General features: G+C 50.1%; 19 protein-coding genes. All 19 read left to right on the top strand.

Features of this window, described 5'->3' with window-relative positions; all coding sequences use genetic code 11:
* Nucleotides 1–7: 7 nt before the first annotated feature.
* Nucleotides 8–433, top strand: a complete 426-nt coding sequence (locus BMW55_RS02030) for a glycosyltransferase family protein (RefSeq protein WP_089964820.1) — start codon at nucleotides 8–10, stop codon at nucleotides 431–433.
* 122 nt (nucleotides 434–555) lie between these two features.
* Nucleotides 556–2196 carry an ATP-dependent helicase ComFA gene (locus tag BMW55_RS02025; RefSeq protein WP_139179416.1) on the top strand — a complete coding sequence of 547 codons (1641 nt, stop codon included), beginning with the start codon at nucleotides 556–558 and terminating at the stop codon, nucleotides 2194–2196.
* A gap of 128 nt (nucleotides 2197–2324) precedes the next feature.
* A complete protein-coding gene (locus BMW55_RS02020; RefSeq protein ID WP_089964816.1) occupies nucleotides 2325–3047 on the top strand; it encodes a ComFC family protein in 723 nt (240 codons plus the stop codon).
* 95 nt (nucleotides 3048–3142) lie between these two features.
* Nucleotides 3143–3418 (top strand): HU family DNA-binding protein, encoded by a 276-nt coding sequence (locus BMW55_RS02015; RefSeq protein WP_089964814.1) that lies wholly within the window; start codon nucleotides 3143–3145, stop codon nucleotides 3416–3418.
* 241 nt (nucleotides 3419–3659) lie between these two features.
* Nucleotides 3660–4439, top strand: a complete 780-nt coding sequence (locus BMW55_RS02010) for a basic amino acid ABC transporter substrate-binding protein (protein WP_089964812.1) — start codon at nucleotides 3660–3662, stop codon at nucleotides 4437–4439.
* A gap of 326 nt (nucleotides 4440–4765) precedes the next feature.
* Nucleotides 4766–5533: a basic amino acid ABC transporter substrate-binding protein gene (locus BMW55_RS02005; protein ID WP_244527409.1), complete on the top strand. Its 768-nt coding sequence runs from the start codon at nucleotides 4766–4768 to the stop codon at nucleotides 5531–5533.
* Nucleotides 5534–5721: 188 nt separating this feature from the next.
* Entirely contained in the window at nucleotides 5722–6405 is a 684-nt protein-coding gene (locus BMW55_RS02000) for an amino acid ABC transporter permease (RefSeq protein WP_170839690.1), read from the top strand.
* A 5-nt stretch (nucleotides 6406–6410) separates the two neighbouring features.
* Nucleotides 6411–7133: an amino acid ABC transporter ATP-binding protein gene (locus BMW55_RS01995; protein ID WP_089964810.1), complete on the top strand. Its 723-nt coding sequence runs from the start codon at nucleotides 6411–6413 to the stop codon at nucleotides 7131–7133.
* Between the two features lie 304 nt (nucleotides 7134–7437).
* Nucleotides 7438–7641: a cold shock domain-containing protein gene (locus tag BMW55_RS01990; protein ID WP_089964808.1), complete on the top strand. Its 204-nt coding sequence runs from the start codon at nucleotides 7438–7440 to the stop codon at nucleotides 7639–7641.
* A 195-nt stretch (nucleotides 7642–7836) separates the two neighbouring features.
* The gene (hpf, locus tag BMW55_RS01985) at nucleotides 7837–8394 is read left to right on the top strand and encodes a ribosome hibernation-promoting factor, HPF/YfiA family (protein ID WP_089964806.1); all 558 of its coding nucleotides are present in this window, start codon (nucleotides 7837–7839) and stop codon (nucleotides 8392–8394) included.
* A 215-nt stretch (nucleotides 8395–8609) separates the two neighbouring features.
* Nucleotides 8610–9677 (top strand): non-hydrolyzing UDP-N-acetylglucosamine 2-epimerase, encoded by a 1068-nt coding sequence (gene wecB / locus BMW55_RS01980; protein ID WP_089964805.1) that lies wholly within the window; start codon nucleotides 8610–8612, stop codon nucleotides 9675–9677.
* Between the two features lie 216 nt (nucleotides 9678–9893).
* Complete coding sequence (locus BMW55_RS01975; protein ID WP_089964802.1) at nucleotides 9894–10931, top strand: M14 family zinc carboxypeptidase; 1038 nt, start codon at nucleotides 9894–9896, stop codon at nucleotides 10929–10931.
* Between the two features lie 711 nt (nucleotides 10932–11642).
* Entirely contained in the window at nucleotides 11643–12875 is a 1233-nt protein-coding gene (locus BMW55_RS01970; RefSeq protein ID WP_170839689.1) for a glycosyltransferase family 4 protein, read from the top strand.
* Between the two features lie 417 nt (nucleotides 12876–13292).
* The gene (gene secA / locus BMW55_RS01960; protein WP_089964796.1) at nucleotides 13293–15851 is read left to right on the top strand and encodes a preprotein translocase subunit SecA; all 2559 of its coding nucleotides are present in this window, start codon (nucleotides 13293–13295) and stop codon (nucleotides 15849–15851) included.
* Between the two features lie 85 nt (nucleotides 15852–15936).
* A protein-coding gene (gene prfB, locus BMW55_RS01955) for a peptide chain release factor 2 (RefSeq protein WP_139179414.1) occupies nucleotides 15937–17050 on the top strand; the annotation gives its coding sequence in 2 pieces (ribosomal slippage) (nucleotides 15937–16008 and nucleotides 16010–17050; 1113 coding nt in all).
* A gap of 106 nt (nucleotides 17051–17156) precedes the next feature.
* Nucleotides 17157–17945 carry an enoyl-CoA hydratase/isomerase family protein gene (locus tag BMW55_RS01950; protein WP_089964792.1) on the top strand — a complete coding sequence of 263 codons (789 nt, stop codon included), beginning with the start codon at nucleotides 17157–17159 and terminating at the stop codon, nucleotides 17943–17945.
* A gap of 115 nt (nucleotides 17946–18060) precedes the next feature.
* Nucleotides 18061–18924 (top strand): hypothetical protein, encoded by an 864-nt coding sequence (locus tag BMW55_RS01945; protein ID WP_089964790.1) that lies wholly within the window; start codon nucleotides 18061–18063, stop codon nucleotides 18922–18924.
* 46 nt (nucleotides 18925–18970) lie between these two features.
* A complete protein-coding gene (locus BMW55_RS01940; RefSeq protein WP_089964788.1) occupies nucleotides 18971–19291 on the top strand; it encodes a c-type cytochrome in 321 nt (106 codons plus the stop codon).
* A gap of 163 nt (nucleotides 19292–19454) precedes the next feature.
* The gene (gene argC / locus BMW55_RS01935; protein ID WP_089964786.1) at nucleotides 19455–20483 is read left to right on the top strand and encodes an N-acetyl-gamma-glutamyl-phosphate reductase; all 1029 of its coding nucleotides are present in this window, start codon (nucleotides 19455–19457) and stop codon (nucleotides 20481–20483) included.
* The last annotated feature ends 40 nt before the right edge of the window (nucleotides 20484–20523 follow it).

The raw sequence follows: 20523 nt of genomic DNA, 5'->3' as shown, positions 1-20523 counted from the left end.
CGATGCGATGGAACAGTGGATCCTCTGGAGCGCTGCTCTGTACGTGGTGATGTTTTTCCTGATCAAGCATCTGTCTAAGTACTTCGGCTACTATTATCATAACAAGGCATATCATTTGGTCATCATTACCCGCAACAGTCAACGTTCCATCGAGTGGATGATCTGGTCCTATCATTTTTGGAACGGCACGAAAGGGAAAAAAGGAAGGATCACTTGCATAGATACCGGTTCATCGGATGATACATTAGCCATTTTGGAACGTCTCACAAACCGTTATCCCCAATTGGAGATTTTGAACATACCCCCGAACGTGAATGCGGATGAAGCGATTCAAAAGTGGCTGGAATCACAAAAACAGACCAAAGGCAAATTAATTGTGCTGGATCTGCGCGAAACCGACTCTGCCCGGGAATCCGAAAGACATTTAGCATAGCTCACATGCCGACCAGGCTCCCATGCGGCGTCTGGTCATATTTCTGAAATTTTTTACAGGAGGGAAGAGACTGTGAATTTTTTGTCTATCGCTTGACCGGAACATCCGGTCTTCGGATCAGCATGTCCGGCTCAGTAGACCGAACCTATTGGAGAAAGAAGGGGATCGCCATCGAGCCCGTCGCTGAAGCCGCATCAGTCGGAACCGCGTTTGAGTGGCTGGGAGAAAACAGATGGAGCGATTCCCCTTTCATAGACCCACATTTGCGGAAATATACGGAGAAAGAACTGGGTGAACGAGAGTGGCAGGAGACGGTGCAGCTTGCCGAAGAGTGCCAACCGGTTCTTGCGGGGCGGTCCTTGCTTTGGCCGGAAGTGGAAGCGCTTTTACATAAACGCGGGAAAAAAGTCCATCAAACTGTTCTTGCCCGTGTGCTGCAATTTCTTTACCTGCAGGAACAAATGAGCTTAAAACCCGGGGTGGAGATCGCCGGGCCCGCTGCGGAGTGGATCTGCCATCGCTGCTGTACAAAGGGAGCCGGCTTGAGGGTGACGGCTTGTGCGATGTGCGGTGACAAATGCGCCGTGTGCGAACGATGCCTTCTGCTCGGCAAGTCGAGAACATGTATCCCTTTTTTTCAATTTATCCATCCGGGTCGGCGGGTTCCGGAAAACGGAGCCGTTTCTGTTTCTCTTTCTTTTTCCCTCACGCCGACGCAACAAGCCGTCGCGGACCACATCGTGCGCTTTTTAACCTCTGATCACCGCCGGTTGCTCGTCTGGGCAGTCACAGGAGCGGGCAAAACGGAGATGATGGTTCCGGCGATCTCCTCCGTGTTGTCCCAAGGGGGGAAGGTGCTTTGGACGACGCCGCGCAAAGACGTGGTTCATGAGCTGGGACCAAGGCTGCAAAAAATTTTTCGGGGAATCCAAGTCCGCTCCTTGTACGGAGGGAGCCCTGATTTATGGTTGGACGGGCCTTTGGTGATCAGTACGGCACACCAGACCTGGCGCTTGTACCAGGATTTTGATCTGGTGGTGGTGGATGAAGCGGACGCATTCCCTCTCTATGGAAATCCTTCTCTGGAAGCCGGAATTGAACGGTCGATGAAACAGGGGGCCAAACAGATCTTCCTGACGGCTACACCGCCGCGGGAGTGGAAAAAGCTACTGCGGGCGGGAATCTTATCGGCCGTCACGGTTCCGGTCCGCTACCACGGTTACCCGTTGCCGGTTCCCAAGCTCCTGCGCGAATGGCGGCTGTGGAAAAAGCTGTCGGAAGGCCGGCCGATTCCCCATCTCTCATCCTTTCTCCGGCAAGCGGAAACGAAGGGCGGGCAAGTTTTTCTCTTTGTTCCACGCGTTCAGGATGTCAAGAAGGTGCTGGGGTGGCTGAAAGAGCAGGAACCGGACTTCTTCAGCAGGGCGGCGGGAGTGTTCGGACAGGACCGCCTGCGGGAGGAAACGATCCGGGCGTTTCGCCAGGAGCGGATTCAAGTTCTGGTGACGACGACCATCTTAGAACGAGGAGTTACGGTTCCGCGCGGCCATGTTTTGGTCATCGGGGCCGATCATCCGGTATTTGACCGAGCCTCACTGATCCAAATTGCAGGAAGAGTGGGCAGATCGGGAGAATACCAACAAGGAGTGGCCTGGTTTCTGGCGGGTGAAAAAACAGAGGCGCAGATTCAAGCCAAAAAAGAGACAGAATGGTTGAACCAGTTGGCCCGAACAACCTTATGGAAAAAAGAAGATCGTTTCTAGACAATCTTTCGGTATTTTGGTATCCTAATATACAAACATGTGTTCCCGTTTTCGTTTTCCTGGCAGAACAAATGTGGAATAATCCAAGGAAAAGAAGGATTTCACAGAGAAGGAGCGTATTACACATAGTGGATTGGTGGTCCGTTCTTTTTCCGCCGGATCATAGGTGCTGGCTGTGTGACTCGGCCCCTGTCCCGGCGGGTTTTTGGGTCTCCGTCCGGGAGAAAGTGTGCGCTGCGTGCCGGGAACAGTTGACACCCATCGTTTCTGCGGGCTGCCGGGTTTGCGGCCGTTCGGCAGACGGAAATTCGACGGGCATCTGTCCGGACTGTGCCCGGGTGAACCCGTCAGAGAGGATCTGTAATCGAAGTGCAGTCGTATATTCTGACGGGGCAAAGCAGATCATCCAGCTTTTTAAATACCGCGGCAAGGAAAGTTTATCTTCGCCGCTCGGGGTGTGGATGGCGGAAGTGGCAGCCTCCCACTTCGGGAAACAAATCTCTCTGGTCACTTTTGTACCGCTTCATCCGGAACGCCTCTCCGAGCGGGGGTTTAACCAGGCGGAGCTTTTGGCAAATGTGATTGGAAAGCGGTTGCGGCTTCCGGTTTGTTCCTTGCTCACAAGGAGCCGGGCCACTTTGCCGCAGAGCACGCGAACCCGGCAGGATCGGCTGGTCGCGATGCAAAATGTTTTTCAATTGTCCGAACAGGTAAATCCAAAGCGGATCGAGAATAAAAGAATTCTGATTGTGGATGATGTTTATACGACGGGAGCCACTTTAAGAGAGTGTGCAAAATCGTTACGGCAAGCCGGCGCGAGCCATGTTTGTTCCGTAACGTTTGCTAGATAGATTTTTAAAAAAAGATAGGTATAGAATAGGAAAAAGTAGTCAACACATGTGATAGGCATATTCTTTTACCTATCAAAAATAAGGAGTGTTGAAAAGTGAACAAAACGGAATTGGTAGAGCGTGTGGCTGAAAGCACAGGAAAAACCAAAAAAGAAGCCGGAATGGTTGTCGACACCGTATTGCAGACCATTTCCGAAGCCTTGAAAAACGGCGAAAAAGTAACGCTGATTGGCTTTGGCAACTTTGAAGTTCGCGAACGGGCAGCCCGTACGGGACGCAACCCGCAAACCGGTGAAGAAATCCAGATTGAAGCAAGCAAAGTCCCTGCGTTCAAACCCGGCAAACAATTAAAAGAGCTCGTCAATCAATAATTAGACAAAGATTGGAATCTGGCAGGATGGCAGCACCCTTCCGGCGTCTTGGGGAGGGTGCTTTTTCGTTTGGTTGCACTGTTGAAAAATGTTAGAATATACAGTTTACTCCCTGATATTGTAATTGCTTTAAAGGGATAAATGAAATATAATTAATCAGAAGTTTGCTATTTTTAATTCTGTGTTTTAATAAATTCATATGCATATTTAATCAAACCCCCTAATAAAGGAGGAATTTGTATTGCGGAAAGGAATTGGAATCCTGCTGTCAGCTGTGTTGTTTTCATCGATTATTCTGGCCGGATGTGCCACGAAAAAAGATGGCGGAGAAGCGTCGAAGGACACGGCAGTGGTAAAAGTGGGCACCGATGCCGCTTATCCACCTTTTGAAAAGCAGGAAGGAACCGGAGAGATCAGCGGGTTTGATGTGGATATCATGCAGGCTGTTGCCAAGGCTGCCGGTTTTAAAGTGGAAATTCGCCATACCGGCTGGGATCCGCTGTTTGAAGGGATTGACAGCGGAAAGGTGGATGCGGGGATCTCCGCGATCACCATCACCGAGGAACGCAAGAAAAAATATGACTTCTCCGAGCCTTATTTCGATGCCAAACAGTTGATTCTCGTTCCTGCAGACTCTTCGGTCACTTCGTTAAAGGACTTGAACGGGAAAAAGATCGGCGTCCAATCGGCGACGACCGGGGAAACCGTGGTGCAGGAAGCATTCGGCAAAACCTATCCGAATCTCAAAGGATATGATGACACACCGGCTGCGATTGAAGATTTGAAGCTGGGCCGCGTGGATGCCGTTGTAGCCGATAACGGGGTTGTCCTGGAGTATGTGAAGAAACTGGGGAAAGACAAATTTAAAGTGGTTGAAGATGCCTCCTTTGAACCTGAATACTACGGAATCATTGTGAAAAAAGGAAATAAAGAGCTGTTGGAGAAAATCAACGCCGGCCTGAAGAAAATCCGTGAAGACGGTACCTACGACAAGATCTATCAAAAGTATTTTGGCCAATAATTTTCGGCGTTCAGTCAAAATTATCCTTTATGAATATTTATTAAGCCGGAATCAGGCAAGGATAAAAATGGATATTTTCTCAATATTAAACCCCTTATTTTAAGCCCCGCTATAAAGGGGTTTTTTTATTTGGTTAATTTTGTAGTATATGCATTTTTATATATAATGATGTATTTTTATATATAGTATAAGATTCCAATTGAATATATATTATTTATCTATTATAATGAACACTAGTTTTTAGGGTTTCATAGGTATTTCTCTCATTCGTCCAGGAATAAAAGACATCAAATTTTTCAATTTTTTTCTAATGAGGGGAGATCAACGTGAAAAAATGGACTGGGATGTTATTTGCTCTATGTGCCATCATTTCATTGATTCTCAGTGGATGCGCTTCCAAACAGGCAGGTACCGGTGATGCGCTGAAAGTGGGAACCGATGCCCAATTCCCTCCTTTTGAAAAACAGGAAGGGGATGGAAGGATTACCGGTTTTGATGCGGATCTGCTCCAGGCGATCGCCAAAGCCGGCGGATTTAAGGCTGATTTGCAACATACCGGCTGGGACCCGATGTTTGAAGGAATTGACCGCGGCAAGCTGGATGCGGGAATCGGCGGCATAACCATCACGGAAGAACGCAAGAAAAAGTATGACTTCACGGAGCCGTACTTTGAGGCAACCCAGGTCATCTTGGTTCCCAACAGCTCTTCAGTGAAGACGCTGAAAGAATTGAACGGCAAAAAGATCGGGGTGCAATCGGCCACCACAGGTGAAAAAGTTGTGCAAGACGCATTTGGAAAGACCTATGCCGGCCTGAAGGGGTATGATGACCTTCCTTCTGCCGTGGAAGATCTGAAGCTGGGCCGTTTGGATGCCGTGGTAGCCGATAATGCGGTGGTCATGGAGTATGTGAAAAAACTGGGGAACAGTCAATTCAAGATTGTAGAAGATCCTTCGATTCCCAAAGAACAATACGGTCTCATTGTAAAAAAAGGAAACAAAAAGGTATTGGATCAATTGAATGCGGGGCTGAAAAAGATTCGTGAAGACGGGACCTATGACAAAATTTACGAAAAATACTTTGGCAAGAAATAATTGAATTCGTGCAAACCGGGAGTGCAGGGCACTCCCCTTCCCTGTCTGAGGATTCCTTATCAGAGCGCGAGGATTCCCTGTGGATAAATTGTGCTTTCATCGGTCTGTGAATACTGTGGATAATGTGGATAACTATGTGTATAACTTGATTTTAAACTCTGCTCCGCGAAGGGGGATTGTGGATAACTATGATTGACTGGTCCGTGATTAGTGATTATAAGGATCTATTTATTCGTGGATTTATTACTACGCTTGAATTAACGGTTGTGGCCGTTCTGGTTGGAATGGTCATCGGTCTTATTCTTGGTCTTATGAGGTTGTCGGGTAAAAAGTGGCTGATGCTGCCTGCACAAGTCTATGTGGACCTCTTTCGCGGCACACCCCTGCTTTTGCAGATTCTGGCCATTCACTTCGCCGTTTTGCCGACCTTGTTCCAGGATGTCCTGGGACTTGACGCACCCGAGGCGATGTTCTCCAGCTTTGTAGCTTTGTCCCTGAATGCCGGAGCTTATATCGCAGAAATTTTCCGTGCGGGAATCCAGTCCATCGAAAAGGGACAGATGGAAGCGGCCCGCTCTTTGGGAATGACGTACGGCCAGGCGATGCGGCTCGTCATTCTGCCTCAGGCGTTTAAGCGGATGCTGCCGCCTCTGGGGAACGAATTTATTGCCCTCCTGAAGGATTCCTCTCTGGTTACGGTCATTGCGGTAAACGATATTACTTATGCTGCGTTCACAACTGCCAAAAATACCTTTGAGCGCTGGGCCCCATACCTCACCGCCGCAGTCATGTACCTGATCCTGACGCTGATCCTTTCCCGTGTGGTCTTTTATTTGGAGAGACGTTTAAGCACCAGCAATAAGAAGGGGTGACCGCATTGATTCGGGTTGAACATTTGCATAAAAGTTTTGGCGATCTTGAAGTGTTGAAAGACGTGTCCATTGAGATTAAGGAAAAAGAAGTGGTTTGTGTGATCGGGCCCAGCGGTTCGGGGAAAAGTACGTTTTTGCGTTGCCTCAACCTGCTTGAACCGGTTACGTCCGGAAAAGTGATCGTCAACGGACATGATCTGACCGACAAAAAAACGGACATTAACCGTGTCCGTACGGAAGTAGGCATGGTGTTCCAACAGTTTGAACTGTTTCCCCATAAGCGGGTCATTGAAAATATTACGCTGGCCCCCGTTCACGTACGGAGGATTCCTCTTGAGCAAGCGGAGAAAAAAGCGATGGAATTATTGGAGAAAGTGGGCTTGAAAGAGAAAGCACAGGCTTATCCGGAAGAGTTGTCCGGAGGCCAAAAACAACGGGTGGCGATTGCCCGGGCACTCGCGATGGAACCCAAAATCATGCTGTTTGACGAACCTACCTCCGCGCTGGACCCCGAGATGGTGGGAGAGGTGCTGGCCGTTATGAAACAGCTGGCCAAAGAGGGGATGACCATGGTGGTGGTGACCCATGAGATGGGCTTTGCCCGTGAGGTCAGCGATCGCGTGGTATTCATGGACGGCGGCTCGATCGTGGAAGAAGGCACCCCCGACCAGATCTTTAACCATCCTGCCCACGAGAGAACCCGTTCTTTCCTTAGCAAGGTTTTATAAATTCGAGCGGGAAGGCTCGCGAATTTGATTGGCGCAGATGAAAGCGGGTGCGGCTCGGTATCCTTTATTCGGAGGATGCTTGGAGCCGCCATTTTTTTGTATCATGGTCAACGATGTGAGTGAACACCCATTTTTTGTATTTCCATAAATAGGTGTGTTTGAAGACGTAAATGTAATTGGTTCACAAACTTTTGGAAAAGTTAGTCGCCTTCTTGACAGCTTTTTTATCTGAATGATATATTTGATTCGCGTAAGATGTATGTCTTGTGCAATATATTTGAATTTAAGAAGGGAATGTTTTTTCATGCAAGGCAAAGTCAAGTGGTTCAACGCGGAAAAAGGTTATGGTTTCATCGAGCGTGAAGGCGGCGAAGATGTATTCGTACACTACTCTGCGATTCAAATGGAAGGCTTCAAGACGCTGGAAGAAGGACAAACCGTTGAATTTGAAATCGTAGAAGGTTCGCGTGGACCACAGGCTGCGAACGTTGTGAAAATCGACGTGTGATTCTTGGAAACAGGAAACCAACTCCCCTGAGCAGAAGCTCCGGGGAGTTTTATATTATCGCCCCTATATTTTGTACATTGTTAATTTTTATTAACAGTTTCCTTTATTTTCTTTTAATTTTCGGTGAAAAAAGAGGAGGAATTTTTATTCATCGGGGGAATAGATAGAGTACAAAGCGGAAGGAGGATTTCTTTTATGAAATATGTCATCCGTGGAAACAACTTAGAAGTCACAGATGCACTTCGGGATTTCGTTGAAAAGAAGTTAAGCCGTTTGGAGAAGTACTTTGATACCCCTCCATCGGCGGAAGCTCATGTCGTACTCAGCGTTCTGAGGGATGAGCACAAAGTGGAAGTGACGATTCCGTTTCCGGGATTGCTTGTTCGGGCGGAAGAGTCCAGCAAAGACATGTATGCATCTGTTGATCTAGTTGTAGAAAAGCTGGAGCGTCAGATTCGCAAGTATAAGACGAAAGTGAATCGGAAGTTCCGGCAGGATGCAAGCCTCCGCGCCCAATTTAGAGAAAATTCCCCGGATTTCAAACCCTCCGCAACTGTCGTGGAAGAGGAACCCGAGCTTGAAATCGTCCGTACCAAGCGGTTTAACTTAAAACCGATGGACATGGAAGAAGCGATTTTGCAGATGGATATGCTCGGCCACAACTTCTTCGTCTTCTCCAACGCTGCAACGGACCAGGTCAACGTTGTTTACAAACGGAAAGACGGGAAATACGGCCTGATTGAGCCGGAGTGATCCTTTGCCGTTGATATAGAGAAATGATCGGACAAGACTGAAGATCCGTCCTCTGTGAGGATGGATCTTTTATCATGGGTTAAGATAAAAGATGACTCCTAGATGATGATGATCGGATGATTACATGATCTTCTACGTGTGTTATGATAGACCTCGGATAAAACGAAAAGAGATCCTCCCATTCTATGAAACCGATTTGTACAGGGGGTTTTGCAATGAAGGTTTTAACGGTGGTCGGAGCCAGGCCTCAGTTTATCAAGGCCGCGCCTGTGTCACGCGCGATCCGGCAACAAGCCGAAGAGATTTTGGTACATACGGGCCAGCACTATGATAAGGCGATGTCCGAAGTGTTCTTTGAGGAACTGAATATCCCCGTTCCCGATTACAATTTGCATGTGGGTTCCAAGTCGCACGGGGCCCAGACAGGGGAGATGCTGAGTAAAGTGGAAGAAGTCATCGTCAAGGAAAAACCGGACTGCGTGCTGGTTTACGGCGATACCAACTCCACATTGGCCGGAGCGTTGGCGGCCGCCAAACTTCATGTTCCCGTTGCCCATGTGGAAGCGGGCCTCCGCAGTTTTAACCGCCGGATGCCGGAAGAGATCAACCGTGTATTGACGGACCATGTTTCCAGATGGCTGTTCTGCCCGACACAAACAGCTGTCGGTCACCTCGCCAATGAAGGCATCACCGACGGGGTTTACCTTTCCGGGGATGTAATGCTCGACGCGGTCAATTATAACAGCAAACTGGCCGAACAAAAGGCAACCATCCTGCAAAATCTCGGCCTGGAACCGGGCTCCTACATTCTCATCACGCTCCATCGGGCTGAAAATACGGATGACCCGTCGCGTTTGCGTTCCATCATCGGGGCGATCAATGAACTGCCCCTTCCGGCAGTGCTTCCGCTCCATCCGCGAACCCGGGGCAAACTTGCCGAATACGGACTCGAGATTACCAATCCGCTAGTCAAACGAATCGACCCGGTCGGCTATCTGGACATGCTCCAATTGGAAGTCAATGCGAAAAAAATCCTGACCGACTCCGGAGGAGTGCAAAAAGAAGCCTTTTTTGCCAAAGTTCCCTGCATCACCATGCGCGATGAAACCGAGTGGACCGAAACGGTCACCCTGGGAACCAACATTCTGGTCGGTGCGGACCAGTCCAAAATCCTTGAGGCCGTCGAACGGTTTGAAGTAGACTTCTCGAAAGTGGAGCCCGTATTTGGTGACGGACAGGCTGCCCGTAACATCGTGGAACAACTGAAACAGGATTTGAGGTAAGCAAGAAACCCCCGTGTGAGGCGTTTAAGCCTTTACGGGGGTTAATTTATGCCGTCCGGGTACCGTTTGTATGAGGGGGAATTTGTTGCTCCGCTTGGACTTTGTCCCATTTCTTAAGATTATTTTGATATATCGACAACCTTCGACAACATTTTATATAGATTTCTACTACAATCAATGATGGAGCTCTAAACTTTCGCCCATAGGAGGAATACCATGAAGAGAAAAGTGGCGGCATTGTGTTTGTCAAGCGCGTTGGCGACCAGTCTCTTAGTTGCGCAGCCTGCAGGCGCGGTCGGAAACGGACCTGACTACAACGGGAACGAAACGATTCGGAATGAACGGCTACATAACTACGAAGAAATGGTTCAGTTTCTGAGAGAAACGGACGAGCGGTCGGAGGTCATGTCACTTGAGGTATACGGAAAATCCGTCAAGGGTCGGGACCTTTATCTGGCCAAATTTGGAAATAACCCGAGCCATCCGACCATCCTGATTTTGACGCAACAGCATGGGAATGAAACGTTGACGACAGAAGGGGCGCTTCGCGTCATCAAACACTTGGCTTCGCAAGGTGCGGAAGTGAAAGAGTGGTTAAGTAAAGTAAACGTTCTTGTGGCTCCGCGCTTAAATGCGGACGGGGCGGAAGGGGATGTGAACTTCCCGCTCGATGACTATGCAGCCGGGACACATACCCGCTACAATGCAAACGGCGTTGATTTGAACCGTGACCATACCGACCGTTCCCAGCCGGAAACAAAAGGATTTCATGAAAATATTTTGAAAAAATACAAAGTGGATTATCTGATCGATCTCCATCACCAGGGAACGCAAACGACCCTTGGCGACAGTGACCGGCTGGTATCCGGGTCTATTTTGTACCCGACCAACCCCGATGTAAGCCCGGATGTCGTGCATCAATCAAAACAACTGGGCGCAGTCGTATATCATGCGGTCGAAAAAAGGGGATTTGGCACTCTGTCCAAGTACGTGGGTGGATCAGGGGCGAACATAGCCAGAAACGGTCTGGCTCTCGAGTACAAGATTGCCACCCTGCTGTTTGAAATGCGGGGCATGGCCGACCACTCCAATGATTCTTATGTCCTCGGTCAAAAGAGCAACGGATACCTGATCGAGCAAGCCGTGATTGCGATTGAATCGGCCATTGATTCCATTGCCGACGGGTCGATTCATCAGACCGATGTAAGCGTCTGGGATACCCTTCCTGAAAGCGGGTCCGGCGGCGAAGAGTAAATCAGAGAAAAACATCATCATGTTTTCTTAAGGTCATTGACGATCCATATACCCGGTTGCCCGATTCCTTGGGTTGCCGGGTTCGTTTATTATCTGAGAAGGCTCCTGAAGCTGTCGTCTGGCTATTCCTGCTATTCATTGGCTGCTTACAGGAGGGGGCAATTTTTTTCGCTTTTCCCGGTACCGGATCATGCCCCGCTCAATCGTTAAAGCGGGGAAATATTTCGTTCGGCCCATCTTGGAAACTCACTCCTTTTTCAGTCCCCCCTTTTCGGATCACCCCCGTTGTTCAACTTCCATTACGAATCTCCCTCTTCCGCAATGCTCTTGTTTTCTTTCAAATTCCGTCCGGATTTTGGATACATCCGATTACAGAAAGCGGAAAATGTTTTCCTGGTCTCGAAAAAAACAGCTTTCCCCGAATAACCCGCCGTTTTTTCCTGTAAATATAGAGAAGAAAGCATGTTCCTCCACTTGTTTTTCAAAACGTGTACCCAAAACATTTCGTTTATGTTACAGTGGTAATGTTCCTGTAATGAAATGACCTTTACGTTACAAGATGTTGTGTCGGACCATGCTGATGCGGGAGCTGCCGGAGTTCATTTCATTGGTTTCAATTTTCCGGCCCGGATCCCGCAGCAACTCAATTTTCCGTTATTTCTTTATGATTCATCATTCGATCGAACATGTTGGAAAGGTAAGTGAGTCGTGTTGCGAATCTGGTTAGCGAACCATTATGCCGTACCGCCGAACATCGCCGGAATTACCCGGCATTATGAGCTTGCCAGGGAGTGGGCGGTGGAAGAGAAAGCGGAAGTGACGCTGTTTCTGTCCAAGTTCGTCCACCCGCGCCGGACGTTTATCACCGAAGAAGAGAAAAACAGCCTGGATAAAATCAAAGGGTTAAAGCTGGAGTGGCTCTGGTCTTTTCCGCATAAGACCAACGATGTTCGCCGGATTATCAACATGGGGAGCTTTGCCGCCGTCTTTTTCCTGGCGGGTTTATTCAAAAGAAGGCCGGACGTGTTGATCGCTTCCTCCCCCCATCTGTTTACGGCGTTTGCGGGCTGGATGCTGGCAAAGATCAAGGGATGCCCGTTTGTGTTTGAGGTGCGCGACCTGTGGCCCGATTCCCTGATCAAAATGGGAGGGCTTAGCAATCGTCACATCGTCCGCCTGCTCACCTGGATGGAATCTTTCTTATACCGGAACGCCGACAAGATCATCGTCCTGACCGAGCATCAGCGCAAGTTTATTGCCGATAAGGGGATCGATGAATCCAAGATCGCGTTGATCCCCAACGGCATTGTCGTCGGCTCCTGGAAACCGGACCCTTCCAAACGGGCGGAGTTCAGGCGGAAGATGGGCGTTCCCGAGGATGAGTTTGTCGCCATTTACACCGGTGCCCACGGTCCTGCCAACGCCTTGGAGTATGTCGTGAAAGCGGGCCGTCACCTGAAGCCGGGAATTTCCATCGTGCTCATCGGGGACGGGCCGGAAAAGGAAAAACTCCTCAGAATCAAACAGGAAGAAGGCCTGGATAACGTTCTGTTGCTGGACCCAGTGCCCAAATCGGAAATCTTCGATTATACCCAGGCCGCCGATTGCGGAATCATTTCCCTGGCCGACAACGAAGTGTTCCGGGGAGCCCGTCCCAACAAACTGTTTGATTACACCTTTGTCGGATTGCCCATTGTCACCACGGTGGACGGGGAAGTCAGGGAGATCGTGGAAAACAACCGGGTGGGCGTCTTTGCCGGCGCCGAAGATCCCGAGGGATTGGCCCGGGCGATCGATCAGGTCCGTTCCTATACTTCTGAACAATTGGAAGAAATTAAGCGAAACGGGCGGGAATACATCGACCGTGAAGGGGACCGCAAAAAGCTCGCCCGCCGTTTCTATCAAATTTTGCAGGGCCTGGTGCGTCCTGGTTCCACGGGATAAGGAATGCAAGAGGATATTTTTCGCAAAAGAACGAACCGCTTACAAGGTTCGTTCTTTTTATAGGAGGAGCCGGGGAACGCGTTTGACTGCCAGACACCAATGGAAATGAACGTCCGACTGTGAGATCTTTTTCTCAGCAAATGCAGTCCGAAAGCGGGCCTGTTTGTCCCCGCTCAGAAATCATTTTTCCGACTCCGTTTCCATGCGGTGGCACGCTCGTCGCCAAAATGTTTTCCCCGCCGGTTCTGTCTGATCCTGTGATCAAAATGTCCCAGAAAAAATTAGTTGTACGGAAAAAAGTGAAAAAGTGTATTAAATTTGATAAAATGTTAGTTAGACTGTTCATTTCTTTATGTTTTGAATGAGAGTGCACGATTTTCGTTTGAGATAGATCATCCCAAATCAGGAGGGATCAAGGTGTTCAAAACCCTTCGTAAATTATTTGATTCAAATGAACGCCAACTGAAAAAGTTTTTTGCCGTTGCGGACCAAATCGATGCGATGGAACCGGAGATTGCTGCACTGTCCGATGCGGAACTCCGTGCGAAGACGGATGAGTTCAAACAAAGGCTGGAGAACGGCGCCACGCTGGACGACCTCCTTCCCGAAGCATTTGCCGTGGTGAGGGAAGCGGCCAAGCGCGTTTTGGATATGCGCCATTTCCGCGTACAGCTGGTCGGGGGAATGGTTTTGCATCAGGGCGACATTGCCGAGATGAAGACAGGGGAAGGAAAAACGCTTGTCTCCACACTTCCCGCTTACCTGAATGCGCTGACGGGCAAAGGGGTTCACATTGTCACCGTGAACGACTATCTGGCTCAGCGGGACCGGGAATGGATGGGACAGGTTTTTGAATTTTTGGGGCTGACGGTGGGCCTGAATCTGCCGACCATGACACCGGAAGAAAAGCGGGCCGCCTATCTGGCCGATATTACGTTTGGAACCAACAATGAATTCGGATTTGATTACCTGCGCGATAACATGGTTCTCTATCCGGAACAGTTGACACAGCGGGAACTCAACTATGCGATCATCGACGAAGTGGACAGCATCCTGATCGATGAAGCGCGGACACCGCTCATCATCAGCGGACAGGCAAACAAGGCGACCGATTTATACTACACCGCCGACCAGGTCGTCCGCCGGTTGAAGGCCGAAGAAGATTATACGGTGGATATCAAAACCAAACAAGTGGCGCTGACGGAAGACGGCGTGAAAAAAGTGGAGTCTTTCCTCGGCGTGGACAACCTGTACGACATGAAAAACATCACGCTCAATCACCACATCCAACAGGCGCTGAAAGCCCATGTTTTGATGAAACGGGATGAAGATTACGTGGTGAATGAAGACGGTGTGGTGATCGTGGACGAATTTACCGGCCGTCTCATGCACGGACGCCGTTACAGCGACGGATTGCACCAGGCCATTGAAGCCAAGGAAGGCTTGCAGGTTCAGCGTGAAAGCATGACACTGGCGACGATCACGCTGCAAAACTACTTCCGTTTGTATAAGAAGCTGTCCGGAATGACGGGTACGGCGAAAACGGAGGAAGAAGAATTCCGCAAAATCTACGGCATGGATGTCTATCAGATTCCGACCAACCGCCCGATGATCCGCCAGGACCTCTCCGATGTGCTCTACAAAACGGAAGATGCGAAGTTCCGCGCTGTTGTGGAAGAGGTGGCCAAGCGGCATGAACAAGGGCAGCCGGTGCTGGTGGGAACCGTTTCCATCGAGAAATCGGAAAAATTGTCGCGCATGTTGAAAAAGAGAGGGATTCCCCATCAGGTTCTGAACGCCAAGCATCATGCCCGTGAAGCGGAAATTATCGCCCAGGCGGGACAAAAAGGCGCGGTGACCATCGCCACCAACATGGCCGGCCGCGGAACGGATATCAAGCTTGGGGAAGGGGTCGCTGAACTGGGGGGCCTTCACATCATCGGTACCGAGCGCCATGAGAGCCGCCGGATCGACAACCAGCTGCGCGGCCGGGCCGGACGTCAGGGTGACCCTGGTTCTTCTCAATTCTTCCTCTCCTTCTCCGACGATCTGATGCGCCGTTTCGGGTCGGAAAATATGGAGTCTTTGATGGATCGGCTGGGTCTGGAAGAAGACCAGCCGATCGAAGGGAAAATGTTTACCAAAGCAGTGGCCAATGCCCAGAAAAAAGTAGAGGGCAACAACTTCGATGCCCGCCGCTGGGTATTGCAATATGACGATGTGCTCAACCAACAGCGGGAAATCATTTACAAACAGCGCCGTGAAGTCCTCTTATCCGACGACTTGAAAGACGTCGTGCTGGAGATGGCCAAAGCCGTGATCGAGCGGGTGGTTGAGGCTCATACGCCGAAAGAGGAATTGGAAGAAGAATGGAATCTTGAGGCGATTACCGACTTCGTCGATGGCAACCTGTTGCCGGAAGGCCGGATCGATACAGAGGATCTCGAAGAAAAAGAACCGGCGGAAATGGTTCAGATGATTTACGATGAAGTGGTCAAATACTATGAAGAGCGCCGGGCAGAGATCGGCGATGAGCGGCTGCGGGAATTCTCCAAAGTCGTCGTCCTGCGCACCGTAGACCGCAAATGGATGGACCATATCGATGCGATGGACCAGCTTCGCCAGGGAATTCACCTCCGGGCATACGGACAGGATAACCCTCTGCGGGCTTACCAGTTTGAAGGGTTTGCCATGTTTGAGCAGATGGTTCAGGAAATCCAGGAAGAAGTCGTGAAATATGTGATGAAATCTGTCATCACCGAAGAAGAAGCGATCGAGCGCGAGCAAGTGGCTGTCAACGCAACCGCTTCTTCCGGAGGAGAGGCGGAGGAGCAAAAAGAAACGGCGAAAAGACAACCGATCCGCCGGACCGAAAAAATCGGCCGCAATGAACCTTGTCCGTGCGGGAGCGGCAAGAAATATAAAAACTGTTGTCAGAAGGCGGAAAAAACGGTACAGGCGGGCATGCAAGGGTAGGGGTTTCCCCTGCCTTTTCCGTGGTGTGACATCCGTGATCCGTGCGCGTTATAATGGGAACAGATTTGAATAAGAGGTGACGGAAATGGAACTGAATGAAATCAAGCATGAACTGAACAATACAGCCAAGCGGTTGGCGGATATCAGGGGGTCTCTTTGACCTCGATAACAAGAAAGCCAGATTGAGTGAGCTGGAAGAGAAGATGGCTTCCCCCGACTTCTGGAATAACCAGTCCGAAGCGCAGAAAGTGATCGATGAGATGAAACATCTCAAAGAACAAACCGAAGCCATGGAGGCCCTGGAAGAAAAATGCGAAGAATACCAGCTCATGTATGAATTGATCGCTGAGGAAGGGGAAGACCCGGCACTGGTGGACGAACTCACCAAAGGGCTCCGGACGCTTGCCAAAGAGGTGGATGAGTTTGAACTCTCCCTTATGTTGAACGAGCCTTACGACCGGAACTCCGCCATTTTGGAGCTCCATCCGGGAGCAGGCGGTACGGAATCGCAAGACTGGGCGGAAATGCTTCTTCGCATGTATACCCGTTGGGCAGAGCGGCGCGGTTTTAAAGTGGAGACACTGGATTATCTTCCGGGGGAAGAAGCCGGCGTGAAAAGTGTTACCCTGCTCATTAAAGGAATGAATGCCTACGGCTATCTGAAAGCGGAAAAAGGCGTTCACCGTCTGGTTCGCATTTCGCCGTTTGACGCTTCGGGCAGACGTCATACTTCCTTTGTCTCGGCCAATGTGATGCCGGAAGTGGATGACGATGTCGAAGTGGAAATCCGCCCGGATGAGATAAAAATCGATACCTACCGGTCCAGCGGGGCCGGCGGACAGCATGTCAATACCACCGATTCCGCCGTGCGCATTACCCACTTGCCGACGGGCATCGTGGTCACTTGCCAATCGGAGCGCTCCCAGATCAAAAACCGTGAAAAAGCGATGAAAATCCTCAAAGCGCGACTGTACGAACGGAAAATGGAAGAACAGCAGCAAAAACTGAATGCGCTGAAAGGGGAGCAGACGGAAATCGGCTGGGGCAACCAGATCCGCTCCTATGTGTTTCATCCTTACAGCATGGTCAAAGATCACCGGACCCAGGTGGAAGTGGGCAATGTCCAGGCTGTGATGGACGGGGAGATCGATTCCTTTATTGAAGCCTATCTCCGCAGTCAGATGAATAAAAAATCCTGAAAGAAGGAATCGGCAAATCGGATGCCGAAAAGAAAAGCAGGTTTTTTTAACAGGAAAAAATCCGGGTAGATTGGCCGTTGGAGCACAGATGCGGGGTGATCGGATCATGTCCAATTGGAAAAATATCATGTTAGAGCAGGAAGAAGGCTGGGCCCTGCTTACTCTTTCCCGTCCGAAAGTCTTAAACGCGCTGAGCCGGGAATTGTTGGACGAGCTGAATGAAGCTGTTGACTGGGTCGAAAAAACGGATTCCATCCGTGTTCTGATCTTGACGGGCGACGGGGAAAAAGCTTTTGTCGCCGGTGCCGACATTTCCGAGTTCACTCAGATTGAGCACGCGGGACAGGCGGAAGAGCTGGCGATCAAGGGACAAACTTTGTTCAATCGGATTGAAAACTTGCCGAAGCCCGTCATCATGGCTGTGAACGGCTATGCGCTTGGCGGGGGTTGCGAACTGGCGTTGTGCGGGGATATCATATTAGCGTCTGAACATGCCCGTTTTGGACAGCCCGAAATCAACCTGGGAATTATCCCCGGTTACGGAGGAACCCAACGGCTGGCCAGAGTCGTTGGAAAAAACATGGCCAAGTACCTCTGCATGACCGGAGAAATGCTTACGGCGGCTGAGGCACATCGCCTGGGTCTGGTGCAAAAAGTGCTCCCCGCCTCGGAGTTGCTGAATGAGGCGAAGAGCTTGGCCAAACAACTGTCGCAAAAAGCCCCCCTCGCCATTCAATGGATAAAAAAATCGATTCAAAACGGATTGGACATCGATTTAAAAACAGGCTTGCAGCTGGAAGCTTCCTATTTTGGCCTTTGTTTTGACACCGAGGACCGGATCGAAGGTGTGAATGCCTTTTTGGAGAAGAGACCCCCCCGATTTAAGGGCAAATAACGAAAATACGCGGGCCGGCACTCCAGCCGGCTTTCCTTTATGCACATAAAAAAGTGATTCAAGGCTCAACCGGGATTGTGCGGGGGTGGAGAAAACCGATGAGGAGGTAAATCGGATGGATATCGCATCGTATCTTACCCACCCGTATTTATGGGGAGGACTGGGACTGGTTGTGATCATTATCATCGCCCTGAGCATCTGGATCAGCAAACGCCGGGCGAGAGAAGTGGAAGAGCTGGAAAAAATGTTCCCGGAAAATGTCATCAGCGGAGAAGGTTTGGACATCTCGCTGGAAAAAGTTCGCCGGGCCACGAAAGAACGGGAGAAACGGAAAAATGAACAGGCATCTCAGCCTAAGAAGACGCGTCCCCAAAAAACAGAAAAGGCGTTGCCGAATGGAGACCCAGATCTCAACCTGAAGAAAGAGGAGAGCGATCCACCTCAGCAAAAAGATGAACCAGCGACGAAGAAGGAAAGAAAAAAGTCGTTGTTGGAATCTTTTCTCCCGAAAAAACCGTCATCGGTTGACGCGGACGAAAAGAAAGAAGCTGTTGTCCCGCCGGCAGCAGGGGAGGATCGGGACAAGTCCATCGCCGTCAGAAAGATGACGCGAAAAGCACGCAGTGAGAATAAAGGCGAACCGACGAGTGAAGCGGAGCAGGTGAAAAAGAGGGAAAGCAAAACAGATGCTGCCACCAGCCGCCAATTGTATAAGAGGAGCCTGCTCAATCCGGACCGGTTTATGAATCAGGATTCCTCAAGTCCGGAGACGTCGTCCAATCCGTCTGCCGGCAAACAGGAGAATGACGGTGAAGCAAACGACGAAAAGCATGATCCAACCGTGACTGCTGACACCAAGAAAACGACTCCGGCAAACGCGGCGGAACAACCGGAGCCTCTGCAGACCGTCGCGGGCCAGGGGGATGAATTGCCGAGCCGTTCCAAACGATGGGCGAAGAAAAAAATGTTTAAACGATAATGGAATCACCGCCGATGGAGCGCGCAAGAAGGGGGAAACCATACTTGTGAAGAAGCTTGGTATGGGAATGGCCGGTGTGATCACCGCTCTACTCCTGGTTGGTTGCAACCCGCAGACAACGGGCGGCAACCAGAAAGATGATGCGGCCATGGAACCGAAAGACATCTATGTGAACAACTGCTCTTCGTGTCACGGCGGCAACTTGCAGGGCAGCATGGGGCCCGGGCTGCAAAAAATCGGCAGTAAGTTGACCAGGGAGGAAATTGCCGACATCATCAAAAACGGAACAGGAAATATGCCGGGACAACCGCAAGTCTCCGACCAGGCCAGGGAAAAACTGGCTGCCTGGCTGGCAGAACAGAAATAATTGCATACCTGGAATCAACCAACAGCAAGGGAGACCCGTTCAAAGGGTCTCCCTTGCTTTTTTTATGCAGAAGCTGAAAAAAAGATATTGAATAAATATTACATAGAATGTATAATAATACATAATTTCTTTTGCACGTCAATTTTAAAAAGGAGTGTTTGAAGTGAAAGCGGCCATTGTGGGTTCCACCGGTTACGGCGGGGTAGAGCTGATTCGCCTCATTCAAAATCATCCTTATTTGGAACCGGAAGTGCTGATTTCCTCTTCCCAGCCGGGGGAGCCTCTTGCCCGGGCATATCCTCACCTGATCCATCTTTCCTGTTCTTTTGAACAACTGGACATGGAGCGGCTTTGTACAGCTGACCTCATTTTTTTTGCCACTCCGCCGGGCGTGAGCGGCGCGTGGGCACCCGCTCTTGTGGAACAGGGGAAAGTGGTCATCGATTTGTCCGGAGATTTTCGCCTGGATTCCCCGGACACCTATCAAGAATGGTACAAACGGCCTGCTGCCCCTGCCAAGTGGCTGGAACAAGCCGTCTACGGACTGAGTGAATGGTTTCACGACCAGATCCAAACAGCCTCACTCATCGCCAATCCGGGATGTTATCCGACCGCTGCGTTACTGGCGCTGGCACCTTTACTCAAAGAGGGCATCATCCCACCTTCGTCGATTATCATCGATGCCAAATCAGGGGTGACGGGAGCCGGACGCGGAGTGAAGCAAGCCATGCTCTACTGCGAAGTCAACGAGAATTTACGTCCCTACAAGCTGGACGGGCATCAGCATATACCGGAAATCGAGCGTTTTGCAAGTTTGATCGCTCAAGAAAACATCACCGTCAGCTTCGTTCCCCATCTTGTGCCGATGAATCGCGGGATTCTGGTGACCATTTATGCGGACAATATGAATAATTATACACGGGCAGATGTAAGGGAGATCTACCGGCAAACGTATGAAGCAGCTCCGTTTGTGCGGATTCATGAGAACGGATGGCCGGAAACCAAATTTGTTCAGGGAAGCAACTATTGCGATATCGGCTACCATGTCGATGAACGAACGGGAAGGATCATGGTGCTGGCGGCCATTGACAACCTGATGAAGGGAGCGGCCGGTCAAGCGGTACAAAATGCCAATATCCGCATGGGATGGCCGGAAGAAACGGGTCTCGGTTTTTCACCTTTATTCCCCTGATGTAATTGGTTTCAATTTCAATCACTTGAATGTACGGATT

This window comes from Lihuaxuella thermophila (genome assembly GCF_900110165.1).
GTDB lineage: Bacteria > Bacillota > Bacilli > Thermoactinomycetales > Thermoactinomycetaceae > Lihuaxuella > Lihuaxuella thermophila.
The sequence above is the reverse complement of the archived record's forward strand: the minus strand, read 5'-3'. Positions and strand labels throughout refer to the sequence as shown.